The sequence below is a fragment of the Clostridium thailandense genome (assembly GCF_019207025.1).
Taxonomy (GTDB): Bacteria; Bacillota; Clostridia; order Clostridiales; family Clostridiaceae; genus Clostridium_AM; species Clostridium_AM thailandense.
This window is the reverse complement of the sequence record NZ_JAEEGC010000062.1, coordinates 23,659-46,007: the sequence shown is the minus strand read 5'-3', so window position 1 is coordinate 46,007 and position 22,349 is coordinate 23,659. Positions and strand designations below refer to the sequence as shown.

General features: G+C 32.3%; 23 protein-coding genes. 22 read left to right on the top strand and 1 reads right to left on the bottom strand.

Annotation, left to right across the window (positions count from 1 at the left end; all coding sequences use genetic code 11):
* The first annotated feature begins 563 nt into the window (after positions 1 to 563).
* From I6U48_RS14040 to I6U48_RS14030, 3 genes are all read left to right on the top strand, one after another.
* A complete protein-coding gene (locus I6U48_RS14040; protein WP_218321095.1) occupies positions 564 to 797 on the top strand; it encodes a hypothetical protein in 234 nt (77 codons plus the stop codon).
* On the top strand, positions 788 to 1,519 hold the full coding sequence (locus I6U48_RS14035; protein WP_218321094.1) for a protein kinase family protein: 732 nt from the start codon (positions 788 to 790) through the stop codon (positions 1,517 to 1,519). The genes I6U48_RS14040 and I6U48_RS14035 overlap by 10 nt, the downstream gene beginning before the upstream one ends.
* A 303-nt stretch (positions 1,520 to 1,822) precedes the next feature.
* Positions 1,823 to 3,115, top strand: coding sequence for a VTT domain-containing protein (locus tag I6U48_RS14030; RefSeq protein ID WP_218321093.1), 1,293 nt, complete (start codon positions 1,823 to 1,825; stop codon positions 3,113 to 3,115).
* 110 nt (positions 3,116 to 3,225) lie between these two features.
* On the opposite strand, the gene I6U48_RS14025 is transcribed toward I6U48_RS14030, so the two are convergent.
* Entirely contained in the window at positions 3,226 to 4,149 is a 924-nt protein-coding gene (locus I6U48_RS14025) for a cation diffusion facilitator family transporter (protein WP_218321092.1), read from the bottom strand.
* A gap of 218 nt (positions 4,150 to 4,367) precedes the next feature.
* On the opposite strand from I6U48_RS14025, the gene I6U48_RS14020 reads away from it, so the two are divergent.
* The 19 genes from I6U48_RS14020 to I6U48_RS13930 all read left to right on the top strand — a co-directional run bounded on the left by I6U48_RS14020 (position 4,368) and on the right by I6U48_RS13930 (position 22,331).
* Positions 4,368 to 5,576 carry a glycosyltransferase family 4 protein gene (locus I6U48_RS14020; RefSeq protein WP_218321091.1) on the top strand — a complete coding sequence of 403 codons (1,209 nt, stop codon included), beginning with the start codon at positions 4,368 to 4,370 and terminating at the stop codon, positions 5,574 to 5,576.
* A gap of 75 nt (positions 5,577 to 5,651) precedes the next feature.
* Complete coding sequence (locus I6U48_RS14015) at positions 5,652 to 6,290, top strand: zinc dependent phospholipase C family protein (protein WP_218321090.1); 639 nt, start codon at positions 5,652 to 5,654, stop codon at positions 6,288 to 6,290.
* A gap of 88 nt (positions 6,291 to 6,378) precedes the next feature.
* A complete protein-coding gene (locus I6U48_RS14010) occupies positions 6,379 to 7,851 on the top strand; it encodes a HAMP domain-containing sensor histidine kinase (protein WP_218321089.1) in 1,473 nt (490 codons plus the stop codon).
* Positions 7,829 to 8,518 carry a response regulator transcription factor gene (locus I6U48_RS14005; protein ID WP_218321088.1) on the top strand — a complete coding sequence of 230 codons (690 nt, stop codon included), beginning with the start codon at positions 7,829 to 7,831 and terminating at the stop codon, positions 8,516 to 8,518. The genes I6U48_RS14010 and I6U48_RS14005 overlap by 23 nt, the downstream gene beginning before the upstream one ends.
* Before the next feature lie 157 nt (positions 8,519 to 8,675).
* Positions 8,676 to 9,275, top strand: coding sequence for a TVP38/TMEM64 family protein (locus I6U48_RS14000; protein ID WP_218321087.1), 600 nt, complete (start codon positions 8,676 to 8,678; stop codon positions 9,273 to 9,275).
* 20 nt (positions 9,276 to 9,295) lie between these two features.
* Entirely contained in the window at positions 9,296 to 10,351 is a 1,056-nt protein-coding gene (locus I6U48_RS13995; RefSeq protein WP_218321086.1) for an LTA glycolipid anchor biosynthesis glycosyltransferase, IagA/BgsA family, read from the top strand.
* 132 nt (positions 10,352 to 10,483) lie between these two features.
* Positions 10,484 to 11,356, top strand: coding sequence for a hypothetical protein (locus I6U48_RS13990; RefSeq protein WP_218321085.1), 873 nt, complete (start codon positions 10,484 to 10,486; stop codon positions 11,354 to 11,356).
* A gap of 356 nt (positions 11,357 to 11,712) precedes the next feature.
* A complete protein-coding gene (locus I6U48_RS13985; protein WP_218321084.1) occupies positions 11,713 to 12,444 on the top strand; it encodes an ABC transporter ATP-binding protein in 732 nt (243 codons plus the stop codon).
* Positions 12,435 to 13,172, top strand: coding sequence for an ABC transporter permease (locus I6U48_RS13980; RefSeq protein ID WP_218321083.1), 738 nt, complete (start codon positions 12,435 to 12,437; stop codon positions 13,170 to 13,172). The genes I6U48_RS13985 and I6U48_RS13980 overlap by 10 nt, the downstream gene beginning before the upstream one ends.
* Positions 13,173 to 13,282: 110 nt before the next feature.
* Entirely contained in the window at positions 13,283 to 14,068 is a 786-nt protein-coding gene (gene proC, locus I6U48_RS13975) for a pyrroline-5-carboxylate reductase (protein WP_218321082.1), read from the top strand.
* Between the two features lie 671 nt (positions 14,069 to 14,739).
* Positions 14,740 to 15,882, top strand: a complete 1,143-nt coding sequence (locus I6U48_RS13970; RefSeq protein WP_218321081.1) for a 1-propanol dehydrogenase PduQ — start codon at positions 14,740 to 14,742, stop codon at positions 15,880 to 15,882.
* A 125-nt stretch (positions 15,883 to 16,007) separates the two neighbouring features.
* A complete protein-coding gene (locus I6U48_RS13965) occupies positions 16,008 to 16,832 on the top strand; it encodes a MerR family transcriptional regulator (protein ID WP_218321080.1) in 825 nt (274 codons plus the stop codon).
* Positions 16,833 to 17,408: 576 nt separating this feature from the next.
* Positions 17,409 to 18,503, top strand: coding sequence for a DMT family transporter (locus I6U48_RS13960; protein ID WP_218321079.1), 1,095 nt, complete (start codon positions 17,409 to 17,411; stop codon positions 18,501 to 18,503).
* Position 18,504: 1 nt separating this feature from the next.
* Positions 18,505 to 18,768, top strand: a complete 264-nt coding sequence (locus I6U48_RS13955) for a hypothetical protein (RefSeq protein ID WP_218321078.1) — start codon at positions 18,505 to 18,507, stop codon at positions 18,766 to 18,768.
* 38 nt (positions 18,769 to 18,806) lie between these two features.
* Positions 18,807 to 19,916 (top strand): DMT family transporter, encoded by a 1,110-nt coding sequence (locus tag I6U48_RS13950; RefSeq protein WP_218321077.1) that lies wholly within the window; start codon positions 18,807 to 18,809, stop codon positions 19,914 to 19,916.
* Complete coding sequence (locus I6U48_RS13945; protein WP_218321076.1) at positions 19,903 to 20,166, top strand: hypothetical protein; 264 nt, start codon at positions 19,903 to 19,905, stop codon at positions 20,164 to 20,166. Before I6U48_RS13950 ends, I6U48_RS13945 begins: the two co-directional genes overlap by 14 nt.
* A gap of 41 nt (positions 20,167 to 20,207) precedes the next feature.
* Positions 20,208 to 20,504, top strand: coding sequence for a BMC domain-containing protein (locus tag I6U48_RS13940; protein ID WP_218321075.1), 297 nt, complete (start codon positions 20,208 to 20,210; stop codon positions 20,502 to 20,504).
* 27 nt (positions 20,505 to 20,531) lie between these two features.
* The gene (locus I6U48_RS13935) at positions 20,532 to 20,834 is read left to right on the top strand and encodes a BMC domain-containing protein (protein ID WP_218321074.1); all 303 of its coding nucleotides are present in this window, start codon (positions 20,532 to 20,534) and stop codon (positions 20,832 to 20,834) included.
* Positions 20,835 to 20,861: 27 nt separating this feature from the next.
* Entirely contained in the window at positions 20,862 to 22,331 is a 1,470-nt protein-coding gene (locus I6U48_RS13930) for an aldehyde dehydrogenase family protein (protein WP_218321073.1), read from the top strand.
* The last annotated feature ends 18 nt before the right edge of the window (positions 22,332 to 22,349 follow it).

The window sequence follows — 22,349 nt, the reverse complement described above, 5'->3', positions numbered from 1 at the left end:
AATTTATACTAAGATAATGAAAGTCGAAGTTAAGATGAATAGTAGAAGTATAGAAATAGAATCTGTTATTAAGAAAATATAATGATGTATTTACATAAAAAACACTTAAGTTTTTTATTAGAACTATTTTATAAGTTAGATAATAACTTTTACTGGTTCAGATTACTGATAAAGTGTGAATGTCAGTAATCTGAACACTAAATAAGTTTATATAACTTACTGCAGTTTATTTGTAAGATGTTAAATAAAAATATATAAATGATAAGTTGGCTAGCTTACATAAAGTGTATCTAACCAACTTGTTTTTTATTTAAGCTATTAATAAGAAATATAATACTACTTTCACATAAAAAGCTATATAAGTCTTAGACAATTTATTATGAAAGAAGTTATCATCTGTACTTTATTATCAATTGATAATAAAATTCTGTTGTTAATTTTCTTTTAAATCTGTTGACAATTATAAATTCATAACATATTATTTACATATAAAATTTATTTTTAATTGATAATAGATTTGGATTATACTGGAGAAAATATTTTAAAAGGGGTGTATTAAATAAATGGGTTTATTTTCAAGATCATCAGGAAAAAGACATCATGGAGATAGCCATAGAGGTAGTAATTATTATAAGCGTGAAGGACTTTTGAGTCGTATAATGGGTATATTTGATTCCTTTTCTAGCTCAGGTAGGAGATATAATAAATACTGTTCTCATAATTCACATCACTCCCATCAAAACCATTATTCAGATCAAAAATATGGTAAAAAAAGGTATAAAAGTTCATGGTCATGATACCTTTTTGGAGAAGAAAGATATATCCACCAGGTTATTTGCTTGGTGGATATAAGGTTATAAGAGTAATAGGTGAAGGTCGATTTGGGGTATGTTACTTGGTTGGTTTGGATGGCAAACAATATGTCTTAAAAGAGATTAAGCCTAAAGGCCTTAAGAAAAGTGGCAATAAAGTTATTTTTGAGAAAAAAATACTTTCAAGTATTGACCATCCAGCAATTCCTAAAATAATTGATACAATAAAAAATGATAATATATATGCTTATATTTTAGAATACAAAAGTGGAAAGACAGTAGAAGATATGATTTTTGGAGATAACTATATATTTACTCCTTCTGAAATTTATAAAATAGGAATCAGGATTATAGACATAATAAAATATCTTCATGAGAGAAACATTGTGCACAGAGATATAAGGGTACCAAATGTGATTATTAATGAAGAAGATGTTTATCTTATTGACTTTGGACTTGCTAGAGTAGTAAATAATGAGCGATATATTCCTTCTGTAGATTTTTCGTATTTCGGTCACTTGCTTCTTCATTTATATTATTCTTCTTTCAAAAAAACTAATAGAAAATCACAGTCCTGGTATGATGAACTTGAATTATCCTCAAGTGAATTAAAATTTTTGAAAAGGCTGTTAGGCTTAGATGAGGAATACAAAAATATTTATGATGTAGAAAAAGATTTTTTGACATTAGAAATAGGGGATTTATAAGCTCAATATCCTCATTTAAATTTTTGAATAGTATCAAGAGGTAATATTTTTAGTATATGTTGGAAATCATTATTCATCAGATGTTATAGGTGCATATATAATGGTATTTGCTACAAACTATTTATATAACTTAGTATTGAAACATAAAATTGAAGAGTTTTATACAAAGATCGAAAAGTTACTGCTTAGCAAGTTGAAGTTTAGTAATGATACAGATAAGAAAATATTAAATAATCAATAAGAATAACAACTTTGATACTATAATTGGTTTATGCAAGGCAGGATATTGGAGGGATCTATAAATTGCAGTTTATAACGGGACTACTTAATCATTACGGATATATAGTTTTGTTGGTTGCATTAATGTTAGAGTTGATTGCATTTCCACTTCCCGGTGAAGTTCTTATGACCTATTGCGGTTTTCTTATAAATCAACAGAAGCTGAATTGGTTTTCAAGTATTGTGCTTGCAGCATCCGGAGCAATTATAGGTGTAACCATATCTTATTTTATCGGGAAAATATTAGGGGTTAAGTTTTTTAAGCGATATGGTCATTATATTCATTTGGGCCCAGACAAGTTAGATAAAACTTCAATATGGTTTAATAAGTACGGCAACAGACTATTAGTAATTTCATATTTTATACCAGGTGTTAGGCATATTACAGGATATTTTTCAGGAACAACAGAAATTTCCTATAAAAAGTTTGCGTTAAATGCTTATACAGGAGCTTTTATATGGACTGCAACATTTATTTCTTTAGGAAAGGTTCTAGGAACCAATTGGGAAAAGTATCACAGGATGATTACTAAATACTTAATTATAGGTGGTTTGATAATAGCTTTAATTATAATCGTCATATATCTATATAGGAATTATAAGCAGAGAATTATTGAATTTACCATAAGAATGCTTGGAAATTCTGTAAAAACATTTAATTCTTTTGGTAAAATTAAAGTTGCAATAGCAGGGTTGGCTGTAGCTTTTTTAGCATTTTCTGCTCTTGTAATTGGTGTTATACAAGACTTTTTAGCTCATGAATTTGACCAATTTGATATGATTGTAAGCTATCTGATAAAAACAATTTTCACAGAAGATTGGCGATATATGATGGAGTTGTTTGATAATATAATATCTATAAATATATTAATACCAGTGACTATTTGTATAATTATACTGATTATGATAAGAGGTATAGATAAATTTCTTGAAACCAGATTTGTATTTTTAACGATTTGGGGTGGAGAAATTTTGCAGGCTATATTAAGACTTATCTTTAGAAGGCTAGGGCCATCTGGGCAAGCAATTATAGAAAGTATTAAATATACGTTTCCAAGTAAAAATTCTTTTATGGCAATTGTTGCCTATGGCTTCTTATGTTTTCTTGTATTACGTCATATAAAGAAGGGGTGGGTTAGGACTGCTTCTGTAGTAATAACCATAATTATTTGTTTTCTTGGGGGATTAAGCCCTCTATTCTATCAACTTCAATATCCAAGTGATGTTTATGCCGGATATGTTTTTGGCGGAGTATGGTTAACTTTAAATATTGTTTTATTAGAAGTGTATCGTATAATACCTAAAATACAATTATAATTAAGAGTATAGAAAAAGTTTAATAATCAATAGAGTGATAATTTTGATAAAGACTTCTTTATGAGAAATATAGAAGTCTTTATTTTATTGTTTGTTTAAATAGAATATCCCTAATTATTATCCTTATGAACAATACAGTTATTGCTATTATCGTTAAGTTTACATTCAGTACACGCTTTTGTACAGGCTTCAAGATGTATTAATATTTCAGTATTTTTTAGAATTTTCTCTATATCATTTTCAATCACATCACACAAATCATGAGCAACCTTAACAGTCATATCTTCAGGAAATACTAGATGTAAATCAACATATTTTGTTTTACCAGATTTTCTTGTTCTAAGATTATGATAATCGCAATAAACAGATTTATGTTGATTAATCTGTTCAGTAATAATCTTAATTTCTTCTTCAGATAACTTAACATCGATAAGAGGGCTGAAGGCTGATATTAGTAAATGATAAGCTTCTTTAAGTATAAATATGGCTACAAGAATAGCAACTACAGGATCAAGATAATTAAGTTTTGTAATCCAAATTAGTAAAAGTCCTCCCCCAACGCCTAAAGAGGTGTAAACATCTGCTTTAAGGTGAAGAGCGTCTGCTTCAAGGGCAATTGAATCTTCTTGCCTAGCTACTTTGTATAGCTTTCTAGACACTAAATAATTTACAAATGCCGATGCGAACATGACAATAAAACCAATTCCTACAGATTCAACAGGTTCAGGATGAAGAAGTTTTTTAATGCTTTCAAATATTATCCATGCAGCCGCTATAAAAATAAGTAAGGCCTCTATTACACCAGATACATTTTCATACTTACCATGACCATAGGGATGCTCTTCATCTGCTGGTTTATCTGATGCTCTGACTGAGAAAAATGCTATAATAGCGGCTAACAAATCCATTGTCGAATGGATTGCTTCGGAAATGATACTAACAGAACCGCTTATAAATCCTGCTATCAACTTTGATAGTATTAAAACTGTATTAGAATATATAGATAATTTCGCAACTTTAACTTTATTATTCATAAGAAACCTCCATGTAAAGAATATGAATATTTTAAGTAATAGTTATAATAAAGTGTATTTCTATTCTATCCTTTTCTGTCCCATATATTCTATATTAGCATCAAGGAGATTTAAGTTAGAATCTTTAGTTTAACAATAGTTTAACTTTGGTTTCTTTGAATTTTACATTTCTGATTTACACTATATATATAAGCAAAATTAAAGTAAGGGGTGGAGAAATGAAAATAGGACTTTTTACTGACACCTATTATCCACAAATTAATGGAGTAGCAACTTCAGTATTAATGCTAAAAGAAAATCTTGAAAGATTGGGACACCAGGTGTATGTTTTTACAACAACAGATCCTAAAGCAGAGAAGAAAGAAACGAATGTCTATCGAGTACCTAGTATTCCTTTTGTTAGTGAAAGACGTGTTGGAGTCTTCTATAATCATAGATTAGCAAAGTTAATAAAGGAGTTGGATTTAGATTTAATCCATACTCATACAGAATTTTCACTTGGTATTTTTGGAAGAACTATAGCTAAGGAATTAAATATTCCTTTTTTGCACACTTACCATACCATATATGAAGATTACACACACTATATCGTAAAGCTTGCAGCTTTGGCACCTATTGCAAAAATGGCAGCTAGAAAACTAAGTCTTAATTTCTGCAATTCTGCAGATGAAGTCATAGTTCCTACTGATAAGGTAAAAGAATTACTTTTGTCTTATGAGATAAAGCAGAATATTTCTGTCATACCTACTGGTATTAAGCTAGATAAGTTTTCGAAATACAATTATGATTCTGAAGCCATATGTAATTTACGTACTTCTTTGGGAATTGGAGTAGAAGACAAGTGTTTGCTTTATGTTGGCAGAATATCTAAAGAAAAAAATATTGAAGAAATACTAATATCTATGAAGTCTTATTTAAAAGATAAAGAAGGTGTGAAATTTGTCCTTATTGGTGATGGACCAGAAAAAAGTAATCTAGAAGATATGGCAAGAGAACTGGGTATCTATAAACAGACAATTTTTGCAGGAGAAAGACCCTGGGATGAGATTGGCATGTATTATCAGATAGGTGATGTTTTTATCAGTGCGTCGCAGAGTGAAACTCAAGGTCTTACCTACATCGAAGCATTGGCTTCAGGACTGCCTGTTGTAGCAAAAGCAGATAAGTGTTTAGAGGGTGTAGTACAAAATAATGTGAATGGATATACTTTTCATGACCAAGAAGAGTTTTTAAGATCTTTGGATTCCATCTTGTACAATAACTTGTTAAAGAAAAATCTGTCTCATGAAGCTATTGAATCAACTAAAAAGTTTTCTGTCGAGAATTTTGCTTATACAGTAGAGGAACTGTATAAAAATGTGCTTTTGGAAAAGAAAGATTATGAAGATTTATTATATAGAAATATGACTGCTCTTAAGTCCCACTAAGAAGACATAAAGTTTTTAATCCATATATAGATTTTTAGAATTAATAATTTATGTGCCAGATAGGAGAAGTTAACTATGAAAATAAAAACACATGTTAAGTTAGCGAAATTAGCATTTAGCAATAACATAAATATTGTTCCTGAAGGATTTTCAAAGTTTATGTTTAATTTTGGCCTTGTAATGGTTGATCAAAGTTGGCATGTTATAACTCATCCGCATTATAGGGAGAAATCTCTGGAATATGTTATTGAAAAGATAGAAAAGCTTTTTTTAGTTAAAAAATTTAATGCCTATTTTTCAATGCAATTAGGAGTTGTTATTCATTATCTATGTGATTTTTGCTGTCATTCTCATATATCTGGATCAGTTGGCAATATTCCATATCATTTAAAATATGAACGTGATTTGCAAAGGTATCTATTTGAAAATTATCATATTCTAAACAGTGATTTAAATAAGAGTCGAACTAATAATATAAACTCAACTATAAAAAGCATATCTTCATTTAAAGTTTTAATTAAAGATATGTTACGTAATTATGTTAAAGGTGAATCATCTTACTTATGGGATATAACACAATGTGTTAAAATTATTTCTGTTGTTTGCTCTGCCATTTTTAATTTAACTCTTGATTCAGCAAGTAATATTGAGTATTGTTCAAAAAAAGCTGTAAATAAAATTCCAGCGTTATATAGAGATTATACACCCCTTTAGGAAGTGGAATACAGAATAAATATTAAAAGAGTTCTTAGCAGAGAATATTAACACTTTATAGTATAATAAATAAAGTGAGGTGAACTATTTGAACATTAAGCGGCGTTTATTTATTTCCAATTTCCTAATGCTTGTTATACCAGTAATTCTTAGTCTTGTGATAACCGGCGGCACTATGTTTGTATTTGGGGAAATAACGGAAATTAACAATGGAAAACATCTTGGAGATAATGAAAAATTATTTTATGATTCCATAGAAAGAATTAATATGCTTGAGAATAAATGGTCGGAAAATACTAACCTTGAGCAGATGAAGACAGATATAGATGACATTAATGAAAAGCTTAAAAATACGAAAATTTCCTTATCTATTTATCGAGACAAGGAGTTGGTATACCCATCTTCATCTAGTGAAAGTATACCCATTCTGGATACCGCTTTAACACAGAGTGGTAGTCATACATTTATTATGGATAATTTTGCAGTGTATAGAGAAAGTATTGGTAAATACAGTATACTTTTAACAGATACTAATTTTAGCAGACATAATAAAGAAGAGCATAATGCTTATCACACTTATTTGATCAATTTATGTATAATAGGGGCACTTTTTATTATTATTATCATAATTTTAACAAACCGACTTTTAACGCGGTTTGTATTTAAAAGTATTATAACGCCTTTAGATACACTGGTATATGGAGTACACCAAATTCGTGATGGTAATTTAGATTATCACATTGAGTATGATGGAAAAGATGAATTTGCTGGTGTTTGCTCAGACTTTAACGAGATGGCACAAAGACTTTTAGATTCTGTAAATGCCAGACAAAAGGATGAAGCTAATCGTAAAGAATTAATTGCTGGAATTTCTCATGATCTGCGTACGCCTCTCACTTCTATAAAGGCTTATGTGGAGGGAATAGAAAAAGGGGTGGCATCAACACCAGAAACCCAAAAACGTTATTTGGATACTATAAAAAATAAGACAAATGATTTGGAGCATATTGTCAACCAACTGTTTTTATTTTCTAAGCTGGATATTGGGGAGTTTCCATTTTATCTTGAGCGAATAAATATTGGTAAAGAGATGTCTAATATGGTAGCCAGTCTTTCAGAAGAATATCAGAGAAAAGGTCTTGGTATTGAGTTAGCACAAAACGTGGAAAACATCTATGTTCAGGTAGATATTGTACAGTTACGAAATGCGGTAATTAATATTTTAGAAAACAGTGTAAAATACAAAACACAAGAAAAAGGTCAAATGAAAATTAGCTGCAAGGAGGAAGATAAGTATGTAACTATTACACTGGCGGATAATGGACCAGGTGTTTCTGATGAGGCACTTGAAAAGCTGTTTGATGTCTTTTATAGGGGAGATCGAGCTAGAACCAATCCAAGCAAAGGCAGTGGTTTAGGCCTTTCTATAACAGCTAAAATTTTAGAAAAATTGGGTGGATCAATACGGGCAGAGAATGTACCTGAAGGTGGGCTTGCCATTACAATGATGCTCCCTAAACATGCAGGAGGTAAGGGTGTTGAAGAAAATTCTAATTATTGAAGATGATAAGTCTATTGCTGAAATTGAACGGGATTTTTTAGAGATAAATGGGTTTGAAACTTCTATTGTAGAAGATGGAGTAGAAGGACTGAAACAAGCAACTTCTGGCGAATATAATTTGATATTGCTTGATTTAATGCTGCCAGGTATGGATGGATATGAAATTTGTAAGAAGATAAGAGGAATAATTGATGTTCCTATAATCATGGTAACTGCAAAGATAGAAGATGTGGATAAAATAAGGGGTTTAGGCCTAGGGGCTGATGACTATGTTAGCAAACCTTTTTCTCCTACAGAGCTTGTTGCAAGAGTAAAAGCAAACTTAGCACAATATGAGCGGCTAACATCTGGTCAAACAGTTAAAAATGAAGAAATACAGGTTGGAAATATAAAAGTTAATCCCCAAACCCACCGCGTTTATGTAGATGGCAAAGAGATTGAGTTTAAGAATAAAGAGTATGAATTGCTCTTATTCCTTGTAACAAATCCAGATATTGTTTTTAGTAAAGAAATATTATATGAGCGAATTTGGGGAATGGACGCCTATGGTGATATTAAAACTGTTGCAGTTCATGTTAATAGGCTAAGAGAAAAAATAGAAAAAGACCCATCCAATCCTATCCATATTGAGACGGTATGGGGAGCAGGGTATCGTTTCAAAGTTTAAAATAAATATAGAAGAGTAACCACTTTTGCGAAAATTGCAGAAGTGGTTTTTTTATAGACAGTTTAACTTTTGTTTAACTTTTCAGGGCTGTGAGTTTAACATTACTTGATATTATATATACAGCTTTCATATTGAATCGATAAAGGGAGGTGCCAAAATGGAACAAGTACAACGTATGAAGTGGAATGTTTTAGTTAATGGTTCCGCATTTATCGGGCTGGTGCTGACGGTGCTAGCTTTCATATATGGTATTCAAACTCATATATTTACATCGCAGACAGCGATGGAGACATTTTTGAGAAGGTTTGGGTGGTTTGCACCATTTATTTTTATTATATTTCAAGCTGTTCAGGTAGTACTGCCTATTTCTCCTGGTGGCCTCGGCTGTGTTGGTGGTGTTCTAGCTTTTGGTGCCGTGCAGGGATTTATATATAACTATATTGGTATATGCATTGGCTCAATTGCAGCATTTCTATTATCTAGGAGATATGGTATTAACTTTGTTCGAAACATTTCCAAGAAGGAGACTTTCGACAAGTATGCGGGGTGGCTGCAAAAGCCTGGCTTTGAAAAGGCCTTTGCCATAGCAATCTTTATGCCGGTAGCACCAGACGACTTTCTATGCTATCTGGCAGGAGTAAGTAAGATCAAGTTTGAAAAATTTATTATGATCATACTCTTAGGTAAACCTTGTGCTATTGCTGCATACAGTTTTGGACTTACTCTAATAATAAAACACTTATCAGCATTATTATAAAGGATAGGAGGAATTATCATATGAAAATATTATTGTATACTGGACTTTTAAAACTTGTGGAGAAGAGCGGCATTGGGAGGGCTATTCATCATCAACAAAAGGCTTTGGAGGAAAGTGGAGTTTCATATACCACAGATATAAAAGATGATTATGATATAGTTCAGCTTAATACCATCTTTCCTGATTCTATATTTGTTGCTATGATGGCAAAGCTGAGAAAGAAAAAGGTTGTTTATTATGCCCATTCTACTATGGAAGATTTTAAAAATTCCTTCAAGGGATCTAACATTATTGCTCCAATTTTTAAGAAGTGGATTATGTTTTGCTATAAATTAGGGGACGTTATCATCACTCCTACAGAATACTCTAAAAAGTTGTTAGAAGGTTATGGAATTAAAAAGCCTATTTTTGCATTGTCAAATGGGGTTGACCTTTCTTATTTCTCTCCTGGTGTAGAAGGTGGAAAGCGATTCCGCGAAAAATACAAGCTATCAGATGATCAAAAGATAGTTATTTCTGTAGGGCATTATATAGAGCGTAAAGGCATCGGTGACTTTGTAAAATTAGCAAAAAGGATGCCAGAGGTAACATTCTTCTGGTTTGGTTATACCAATCCTAATCTAATACCTGACACTGTGCGTGAGTCTATTAGCACAGCACCCCAAAATGTGATATTTCCAGGTTATATCTGCCGTGATGAACTACGTGATGCTTATAGTGGCAGTGATTTATTTTTGTTTCTTACCCATGAAGAAACGGAAGGCATTGTTCTACTTGAAGCACTTGCAATGAAGATTCCTATTTTGATTAGAGATATTCCTATCTATAGAGAGCATTTCTCTGATGGGAAAGAACTCTATAAGGGAAGTACATTAGATGAGTTCCAAGATAAAATAAAAAAAATACTCGTGGGTAAATTACCATCCTTGCAGAATTCAGGTTATAAGTTAGTTAAGAAAAAAGACATTAAAATTATTGGAAAACAGTTACGGGAAATATATGATGGCTTGGAGAAGGAAGACGAAAATTTTATGGTGGAATATTCAGAGCAATGCAGGGTGAAAACAAAGGCTTAGTGCATAAAGTTATATTATTTAATATGCAGTTTAACTTCTGTTTACCTTTTTAGGATTATGAGTTTAACATTGCTTGATATGATATATACAGCCCAAAAGAAAGGGCTATAAAATTTATTGGAGGTAGTGGTTATGAAAAAAAAGAGATTAAAGACAGTGGCAGTTTCAGCAGCAGCGGGATGTTTTCTTTTATCCTTAAGCGCAACCGCATTTGCGGCAACCGGTTCTGGATATGAGAACTACAGGGATGCAGTAAAATCTATAGTGCTTGCTGAAAATGAAACCGTTAGTGCACAGTTTGAGGTGAAGGACAATGGATCTGTTATTCTCTCAGGTGATACTGTAGAAAAACTTAGTCAGGAGAATAAATCTTCTCAAAGTAATATCACTGTTGACGGTGTGAAGAAAACGTATGAGACCAGTGAAAATAATGGAACCTACGTCATAAATGCAGATGGAAAGTACTACAGCGTAAATAGAGGCGACAAAAAGAGTGATAGTGATAAAAAGGAAAAGTTATCAGAATCCAGCAGTACAGTAAAATTAGCTGAAATGATTACTGACACATTAGTTGGTGATGTTAAGAATCAGTTTGTTAAGGATGGACAGACTATCAGTGTAAATCTTGAAGGAGCGCAAATACCAGAACTTGCAAAACTAGCAATTTCAACAGCTGCAGAAAATAGCAATTCTATAGAGAAACATAAAAATGGTGATAAGATAGGTTCTGATGAAATGAAAGCTGCATTTGATAAAATACCAAAGCTAAGCGATATAGATGTTAAAGCTATTTCAATGACTGCTACTGTAGATGGTAGTACACTAAAGGATAACAAGATTACAGTGACTATAACAGGAAAAGACGCAAGTGGTGCATCCCATGAGGTATCAGTAGCATTAACTGCAAAAATAACTGATTTAGGAAACACTAAAGTTGATACAATTGATACAACTGGTAAAGAAGTAACTACTATTGATTGGACAAAAAATCACCGTGGAGAGTAGTCATAAGAAAAATTAAAAGGGCTGCCGAACAATAAAAATAATATGACGTATTATTTTTTAGAGGACGGAGGACAATGGACAGAGGACAGTGAAGGAGGATTTTTCTCCGTTACACTACGAAAAATCTTTAATTTAGTTTTACATTGGATAATAAGGTTTAATTAAGGTATGCTTAATTAAACCGATGATGTTTCGCTTTAGCGAAACGAATTCAGAAGAAATAAATTAGTTTTCAGACGTAAGGAAGAAAACTCACCTTCACTGTCCTCTGTCCTCTGTCAATTGTCCTCTCATAAAAATATTGCTTCACAATATTTTATAGTTTGACAACCTCTTCTACAAGGGAGGGAAGAGAAGTGGCACTAATAATAGATAATCTTACTAAGATATATAAAAACGGAAGAGGTATTAAAGAAGTTTCTTTTCAAGTTAACGTAGGAGATATTTACGGGTTACTAGGACCAAACGGTTCAGGGAAAACAACTACTATGAAAATTATCACAGGGTTATCAAGAGCTGATGAGGGTGATGTTCAGATATTTGGGAGAAGTGTTGAAAATGATGGTGAAAAATCCCTTGAGCATGTCGGATGCTTAATTGAGGCTCCTGCGGTTTATGAATATATGAGTGCGAAAAAAAATCTCGAGAATGCGGCAGCCTACTATAAGAATGTTAAAGCAGCAAGAATTGAAGATATATTAAGACAAACAGGTTTATTGCAATATCAAAATGATAAAGTTAAAGAGTTTTCTTTAGGAATGAAACAGAGACTTGGTTTGGCTTTGGCATTGTTATCAGAACCCAAGCTTGTTATTTTAGATGAGCCTGCCAATGGATTAGATATCGAAGGAATGGTAGCTATTCGAGAGATTATTATGAAGCAGGCTAAATCAAAAGGAACTACTTTCTTAATTTCTAGCCATCTTGCTCATGAATTAGAAGTTATGTGTAATAAAATTGCTATTATGAAGGAAGGAAGACTATTAAAGACAGCTACAATGAAGGAAGTATTAGAGAAAAGCGGAAGCCTTGAGAAGTATTTTCTTGAAGCGGTTGAAAGTAGAGAGGAGGAGTCTCTATGGAAATAATCAAAGCAGGTGTTCGAAACGAAATACTTAAATTATTAAGTTTAAAAAAATATAGATATTTACTTATATTAATAGGTCTTATTGGCATTTTAGCATCTTTTTTGGGAAAAGTATCAAAAGGACTAATTGGGCTTTTATCTAACAATATGCCAAACACAGTTCTATCTATTTCAACTGGATTTATACTTCCGCTTATGATTGCTATGGCAGCAGCAGATTTGTTTACTGCAGAACAGGAAAGCGGGACTATTAAGGCAATCATTACAAGACCCATAAGTAGGACCAGCATTTTTATTACAAAGTTATTGGCAATTATTATATATGTTATTTTAGCTTTGCTGGTTTGCTTAATGACAAGTACTATTTCTAATATAATTTTTAACGGCATAGGAGCATTAAACATCCTAGAAACTTTTTTATCATATGCGATATCAATTGTTCCAATGCTTCCTATAACTCTTTTTGCTATTACAGTTTCTCAAGTTTGCAAGAATAGCTCCAGTACAGTGATGTTATCTGTGTTTGGATACGCTATTATTGTTGCAGTCAGCATAATTTTTCCAAGTATTAATGCAATGATATTCACGTCTTACACAGGCTGGTACAAATTATTTATAGGAGCAATTGCACCTATAAATAAGATCTTGAATGTTTTCACCTTGTTAGTAGCATATACATTGATTCTATTTGCAGTAAGCTCGTGGACTTTCGAGAAAAAAGAGTATTAAATTTTTGGGTATATCTAAAAGATTTATAACTTATTCATAATAGTATATAATTGAGATGTAAGAATTATTTATACAGTGATGGTAGAGTTTAACGCAATAGGAGGATACAAATGAAATTAGGATTTATAGGATTTGGGAATATGGCACAAGCACTTGCAAATGGACTAGTTTATAAAAATTCAATTAAAGCTGAACAGATATATGCTTGTGCAAAAAACTGGGATAAATTATGCAAAAATACTAAATCTAAAGGATTTATTCCTTGCAAAGATTCAAAGGAATTGGTAGAAAATGTAGATATGGTTGTAATTTCGGTAAAACCGAATCTTGTTGAAGAGGTAATTACACCTATTAAAGAAAAACTAGTTGGTAAAATTGTTATTTCGGTCGTAGTAAATTATACCTTTGATCGATATGAAAAGATATTATCACCCAATACTCATCATTTAAGTACATTACCAAATACTCCAGTATCAGTTGGAGAAGGGATTATTGTTTGTGAAAACAAAAGTTCGTTAACTCTTGAAGAGCATGAGTCATTTGTGAACCTATTTTCGCAGATTGCACTTATTGAAAATGCAGAAACAAAAAATTTAGGTATTGCAGGTACAGTAAGTGGCTGTGGTCCAGCTTTTACAAGTATGTTTATAGAAGCCTTATCGGATGCTGCAGTAATGCATGGATTACCTAGAGATATATCCTATAAGTTAGCAAGTCAAATGGTAGTTGGTACAGGTAAGCTACAGTTGCTCACAAATACACATCCAGGAATGATGAAGGATGCAGTATGTTCTCCAGGAGGAACTACTATAGTTGGGGTAGCAGCATTGGAAAGAAAGGGATTACGTAGTTCAATTATTGATGCTATAGATGAAGTTCAAAAAAGTAAAAATTAATAACATAAATATAGAGGTGTACGGCCGAAAATTAACTTACACTCCGAGATGTGTTTCCAAGCTTCAGCACGATAAAAACTTTTAATCAGTCTAAAGCTCGACATTTTGAAAATCTAAGGACCTTTAATAAACTCGTGCCTCAAACATATTAAAGATCCTAAGATTTCCTAAAATGTTGAGCTAAGACTGATAAAAAAGTTTTTATATGTGCCTTAAGCTTTGGAAACACATCCCTACGTATAAGTTAATTTTCTGTTTTTAAACTCTATATTCATATTTTATATCTAATTTACGCAGTTAACTAATCTAAGAAAATAGATGAAATTGGTAGGAGAACAATAGAAAATAAGAAATTGTTTAGTTGTATACATATATAATTTATATATGTATTATTTTTTTATATTTATATTCATTAATGGAAACAATAACATATATGAAAATCAATTTATTTTTTATTTAACTTGTTATTTATTTAACTTGTTATTTATTTAACTGTTCATCCAGTTAAAAAACATTGTATTATTAATACAATGTTGATATAATACATTAAGTAAACTTTTTTATAAATTTGTTTTGATTGTTATGATTATGGGAAAATTTTATTTTTAAATTAGAAAACAACTAATTCATTCATATCTTAAATATCTTTGTAAAATAGGAGATTAAGTAGTATGAAAGAATTTAGTATTAACACAAAAATTTGTTTTGGTGAAGGCGCTTTAGACAAACTAAAAGAAGTTAAGAATAAAAGGGTACTGATTGTATGTGATAAGTTTATGGAAACTTCAGGTATGGTTACAAAGGTGAAAGAAAAACTTTGTGATTGTAAGGTATCTGTATATAGCGATATCGTACCTGATCCATCCGTAGAAGTTGTTGCAGTTGGTATTCAAAAACTACAAGAATGTAATGCCGAAGTTATGATAGCTCTTGGTGGAGGCTCAGCCATCGATGGTGCTAAAGCTATAAGAGAATATGCGAAAAAAGTTACTGGAGACGCTCTTTTTGTAAAAGAGTGTTATGCTATACCTACTACAAGTGGTACAGGTTCTGAAGTAACAGAATATGCGGTAATTACAAACAAAGAGGAAGCATTAAAATATGCTCTTGCAGACAAATCTCTTCTTCCACCAGTTGCAATTCTTGACCCAGAATTGGTGAAGTCCGTTCCGAAGACTATAACTGCAGATACGGGGATGGATGTAATAACACATGCCATGGAGGCTTACGTTTCAAAAAATGCTACAGATTTTTCAGATGCTCTTGCAGAAAAAGCTTTTACTTTAGCTTTTAGATTTTTACCAAAAGCTTATGCTGATGGGAATGATTTAGTAGCAAGAGAAAAACTTCACAATGCATCATGTCTTGCCGGTATGGCCTTTAACGCGGCTGGACTTGGAATTACTCATAGTTTAGCTCATGCTGTAGGTGGCAAATTACACATATCTCATGGCAGAAGCAATGCCATTATACTTCCTTATGTTATTGAATATAACGCTAATTTAAATAAAAGTACTTTTAATGTTGAATATGGAGTAGCAGCGAAAAAATATCAAAGACTTGCTAAATTATTAAAGCTACATGCGCCAAATGTGAGCATTGGAGTTAATAATTTAATTAGAAGCGTTATAGAGCTTCAAAAAATCTTGATGATTCCAGCAACACTAAAGGAACAAGGCGCTGATATGGAGTTAGCTAAAGGATACAGAGAAGAAATTGTTAGTGCAGCTTGTAAGGATATATGTACAACTGCAAACCCTAGAGAAGCAACAAGTGAAGATTTATTAAATATTTTATATAAGGTTTTGGGGTAAAATATTTTATTTTAAACCACTCATTGGTGAGTGGTTTTTTGTGATACAAAAAAACTTGAGAAAACGTTTGAAATAGAATATAATTTGAAATATAATCAAAAAAATTAAAAAAAGGAGTTGTAACTATGGCTGGCGAGCTATATTCAATAGGGAAAGTTGAGGAAATATGTAAAATAACAAAAAAAGCGCTAAGATATTATGACAGAATGAATATATTATCACCGGATAAAGTAAGTAATGAAAATGGATATAGATATTACAGCAAGGAAAATTTATTGACTGTACCCGTTATAAGATATTATAAACAGAGCGGGTTTAAACTGGAAGAAATGAAAGCTTTTTTAGAAGGAACAACATATGATTTTGTTGATAAAAGCTTTAGAAACAAAATTGATGAATTAGAAGAACTTGATAGAGAAATAAATTTGAAGATAAGATCGGTCAAAGATTGGCGTGATCTTATAGTTGAGGCACAGATGGTACTTGAAAATAATGTTAGTGATGTAGCTATAAAATATATAGATAACAAGAAATTAGTATTTTTAAATCAAGATTTTCAATATGATTATATGGATTCTATAATCAATATAGAGTTTAATAATTATATTGACAGTATAAATAATGCAATAACAGGTCCTGTAATTATAAATTTTCCATCTTATAGGGATAAGATGGATGGAAAATGCAATAGGATGAAAATAATGCAGCAGACTATCTTAAAGTGCAAAGAGGAAGAATGCATTGAATATGGTGGTTGGATGGCAGCTTCTTGCTACCATATAGGAGCTCATGAGAATATTGATGAAACATACAAAAAGATAGAAGCTTGGACTAGAGAACACGGTTATATATGCTCCGAAGAATGCTATGAAAGATATGTAACAGACTATTGGACTACTAAAAATACGGATAGGTTTGTAACAGAGGTTATGATAAAAATTAAGAGATAAAAAACATAAGCGGTAAGCAATCACCTTGAAAGATGATTGCTTACCGCTTATGTTTTTTTGCGGAGCATACACCAGAAGCTACAAATAAACATGTCCGAAACTTAATTTATGCTCCGATATGTATTTATTAATAAGGTTCGAATATTAGATAGCGTCATTAGTACTTAAAACATTAACCGTAGGGGAAAGTATATTTATGAAATATAAATAGCATTGTGAAAAGTATACCAATATTATTACCTAAAATGTTCACATAAATACCTAATAAAGGAATTGAAACCGATTAAAAAAGTTGAAATACAACGCTAAATATAGCGGTAAATGTAGAATTTTAGTTTTTATTAAAATATTATTGTGAAATATGTATTGACTTTACCCTATAGGGAAAGGGATATAATCTAGTTGAAAGTAAAACAACTAAGAGATATAAATGAAAAGTTGTTTGATAATTTAACAGTAAGATATCCCAAATCATAATAATCTTGAAACAATCTAAAATATTCCCATTACGAAGTTTTATTTAAGAACATAGTGTAAAAAAAGTCATTAATTGTATAGGTGAAAGGGGTTCATTTTATGGAGAAAGTTTCAAAGGCTATAACCTCAGAAACGATTTTTGCAAAGGATAAATTAAAAGCTAATTTTCTTAAGAAAGGTATTTCAATAGCTCTTTTTTCAGGTCTTATGTATGGATTTTATTCGGCATTTTTAACTATGGGAATGAAGAAAGGAGTATGGGCCGACTGGTATGGTGATAACACAGCAGGTTTGTCGGCTATTGTTATTACATATGTACTAGCTGCTCTTGGTAGTGCGGTAAACGATACCTGTAGCTCTATTTGGGCAATGGGATATGCAACTTTCAAAGGTAAGCTAGGAGATTTCTTTAGATGTCTTAAGACTAAGCCAGGTGCTGTAATGATATTAGCGGCACTTATAGGAGGACCGATCTCAAGTACAGCGTATGTAGTAGCGCTTCAAATGGCAGGTTCGATTGTTATTCCGATAACAGCACTTTGTCCAGCTATTGGTGCTATTTTGGGAAGAATATTATTCAAGCAGAAGTTAAACAAACGTATGATAGCTGGTATTGGTATTTGTGTTTTATCTAGCTTTATGATCGGTAGTACTAGTATTGGCAGCGATGCTCCAAAAGGAATGTTTCTTGGACTTTGTATTGCTTTCATAGCAGCTCTTGGATGGGGATTTGAAGGTTGTGTAGCTGGATATGGTACATCAATGATTGATTCAGAAATTGGTATTACAATTCGTCAGGCAACATCTGGACTTTCAAATCTATTAATATTAGTTCCTTTATTTGGTTTATTATTTGGTGGTGGAGTTAAATTTTCAACTGGCTTAACTGTTGAGGCCTTTACAAGTGGACCAGCAATGATATGGTTTGCATTAAGTGGTCTTTGTGCTTTTGTTTCTTACATGAGCTGGTACAACGGAAACAGTATGTGTGGCGCTGCTCTTGGAATGGCATGTAATGGTACATATTCTTTCTGGGGACCATTTTGCTGCTGGTTAGTTCTTGGAGTAATGGGTGGTATGCAAGGATGGAATTTACCAATTATAGTTTGGGTTGGAGCTGTCATAATGATGTTTGGTATTCTTGTAATAGCTATGAATCCAATGGAGTTGTTCCGTAAAAAGGAGGCAGCTTAAAATGATATCTCTTGATTTTGCTATATTAAAATATTTTACAGAAGTTGAAGAAGCTTGCGCTCAAGATATAACAAATGCTTTAAAACAGGAATATGAAAGTTTTAAAGATTTAAAAAAAAGATCTGTAATAATGACTTTAATGACAGCAGAGGCATTTGGTGCAGTTAAAAGAACAAGATTTCAATTTAATGAAAATGGAAAAATAGAAGTTTATTATTGTGCAAATGAAGCAGAGAATTCAGATTTAGTATATAAAAATAATTAATTATATAAAGAGATTTATTGAAAGGAGTTTTAATTTTTATGAAGGAAGTTTCAAAAGCAGCAATAGCAGCAAAGAAGAAATTAACAAGTAATTTCTTTAAAAAAGGTATATCACTAGCTTTATTTTCGGGACTTACCTATGGAATGTATACAGCATTTTTAACCATGGGAATGACAAAAGGAGTATGGGGTGACTGGTATGGAGCTAATACAGCAGGATTATCAGCATTTGTATTAGCATACTTAGTTGCAGCACTTGGTAATGCAATAAATGATTCAGTTAGTGCTGTATGGGCAATTTTATATTCAGTAATTAAAGGTAAATTTGGAGATTTCTTAAGATGTATTAATACAAAACCAGGACGTGTAATGATATTAGCAGCTCTTATTGGAGGACCAGTAGCAGGTACTGCTTATGTTATAGCGCTTCAAATGGCTGGTTCAATAGTTGTTCCAATATCAGCCTTGTGTCCTGCAATTGCAGCAATACTTGGAAAAATATTATTTAAACAGAAATTAGATAAACGTATGGCTTTTGGTATCTTAGTATGTGTATTTGCTAGTTTCTTAATTGGTAGTACAAGCTTTAGTAATGGTGCTGCTTCAACAAAAACTTTTGTTGGATTTGGTATAGCGATTATTGCAGCACTTGCATGGGGCTTTGAAGGCTGTGTAGCTGGGTATGGTACAGCAATGATAGATTATGAAATTGGTATTGCTATTCGTCAAGTAACATCAGGTATAGCAAATTTATTTGTTGTAGTTCCAGTTTTAGGAATAATGTCTGGTAAAGCTGGTATTTCCTTTAGCCTTGCAGCACAAGCCTTTACAAGTGGTCCAGCAATGAAATGGTTTATTCTAAGTGGTCTTTTATCAGTTATTACTTTTATGACATGGTATGCTGGAAACAGTATGTGTGGAGCAGGACTTGGTACAGCATGTAATGGTACATATTCTTTCTTTGGACCATTATTCTGTTTATTACTTTTAGGAGTTTATGGAGGCATGGATGGATGGTCATTACCTTCAGTTGCTTGGATTGGAGCTGTAATAATGATGTTTGGTATCCTTACAATATCTATGAATCCACTAGATTTATTTAGAAGAAAAAATGATGATATGGGAGGTTCAATGAATGAAGCCGCTTAATTATGCTATCTTAAAACATTTTACTAAAGTTGAAGAAGCTTCTGCAAATGATGTTATAGAAGCATTAAAAGGACAATATGGAAGCTTTAAAGCTTTGAAAAAGAATGCTGTAATAAATGCATTAATGACAGCTGAAGCAAATGGTCTTATTGAAGAAACAAGATTTGAATTAGATGCAGCTGGAGAATTAGTTGTTTACTATCATGCACATGAAGATGGAGCTGCAACAATAAATAAATATATTAAATAATTTAAAACACATATATGGAAAAATAGGAAGGAGAAAATGTAATGAGATATTACGGAGAAGAAGCATTAGGTCTTATTGAAACATTAGGAATGGTGCCTGCAATTGAGGCTGCAGATAAAATGCTAAAGGCAGCCAATGTTGAATTAATATCATATGAAAACGTTGGTTCCACGCTTGTTACAATTATGGTAAAGGGTGATGTAGCTGCGGTTAAAGCTGCTGTAGAAGCAGGAGCTGCTGCGGCTTCAGCAATAGGAAAACTCACAGCACAAAATGTTATGCCAAGACCAATTAAGGATATTGGAGACATTGTTTCAATCTATGATGTTGATCTATAAAAATAAATTGGGAGAGAGGAACTATATATGAGCAGATACAAAGCTTTAGGTTTAATAGAAACATTTGGTATAGTTTATGTTTTGGAGGCAGCAGATGCAATGTGCAAAGCTGCAGATGTTGAATTAATTGGTTTTGAAAATGTAGCATCTGGCTATATTTCAGTGTTAGTTCGTGGAGATGTAGGTGCATGTAAAGCAGCTGTAGAGACTGGTGTAAAAGCAGTTGAAGATATGGGTTCTGAAGTTTACAGTTCCGTTGTTATTGCAAGTCCTCATGAAGATCTTGATAAAATAATAAGAAAATATTCACTTGAAACTTTAAATCCTTAATATAAAAGCGAAAAGGGAGAGAGAAAAATGAGAATTATAGATAATGATTTACTCTCCATGCAAGAAGCGAGAATTCTTGTTGAAAATGCTCGCGAAGCACAAAAGAAATTAGCAACCTTCTCACAGGAGAAGCTTGATGAGATAGTTGAACGTATGGCTGAAGAGATTGAAAAGCATTTAAAGGAACTTGCTAAGGTATCTAATGAAGAAACTGAATATGGAAAGTGGGAAGATAAATATATTAAAAACCGCTTTGTATGTAAGTTTCTAAGAAGCAGACTTAAAGACATGAAGTGTGTAGGTGTAATAGCTGAAGATAAGGTGAAAAAGACAACGGATGTTGGAGTGCCAATGGGTGTTATTATAGCCTTTTGTCCATCTACAAGTCCAGTTTCTACAACTATATATAAGGCGTTAATTGCAATCAAGTCAGGAAACGCAATTATATTTTCACCACATCCTAGAGCTAAGAATACAATTGGTAAAACTTTAGATATTTTAATAAGAGCTGCAGAGGGAGTTGGACTTCCAGAAGGTGTTCTTGCATATTTACATACACTGTCTAAAAATGGCTCTTTAGAACTTATGAATCATAAAGATACGTCTCTTATAATGAACACAGGAGTTCATGAAATGCTTGACGGTGCTTATAAATCTGGCAAACCGGTAATTTATGGTGGTAATGGAAATGGACCGGCCTTTATAGAGCGTACAGCAGATATAGAGAGAGCCGTTAAAGATATTATTGACAGCAAGAATTTTGATTATGGAGTTGTAGCCAGTGCAGAGCAGTCAATTGTAGTTGATAGTTGTGTTGCAGCAGAAGTAAAAGAAAAACTTCAGATAAATGGTGCATACTTTATGAGTGAAGAGGAAGCTCTAAAATTGGCAGACACCTTCTTAGAGAAGGATGGAAGCATAAATGTAGATATAATAGGTAAATCACCACAATATCTTGCGAAAAATGCTGGGTTTACTGTTCCAGAGGATACAAAGCTGCTTATCTCTAAGCAAAAATTTGTTTCACCAAAAAACCCTTATTCAAGGCAAAAACTTTGCCCTGTGCTTGCTTTTTATATAGAAGACGATTGGATTCATGCTTGTGAAAAATGTATAGAGCTATTACTTAGTGAAAGGCAAGGACATACCCTTGTTATACATTCCAAGGATGAAGAAGTTATTAGACAATTTGCACTAAAGAAGCCTGTTGGCAGAGTGCTTGTCAATACTCCAGGTACTTTTGGAAGCATGGGAGCAACTACAAATCTATTTCCATCAATGACTTTAGGTAGTGGTTCTGCAGGGGATGGAATGACTTCGGACAATGTTTCACCTATGAACTTGATATATATACGTAAAGTTGGATATGGAGTTCGCAGAGTAGATGAAATTATTAATGAAGTTCACAGTGAAGAAGAAAAAGTAGATTCAAAAGAAATAGATAACATTAAGTTATTGGAGAGTATTTTGAAGAAGGTTATAAAGGACTTAAAATAAAAATCATATAAGCAGATA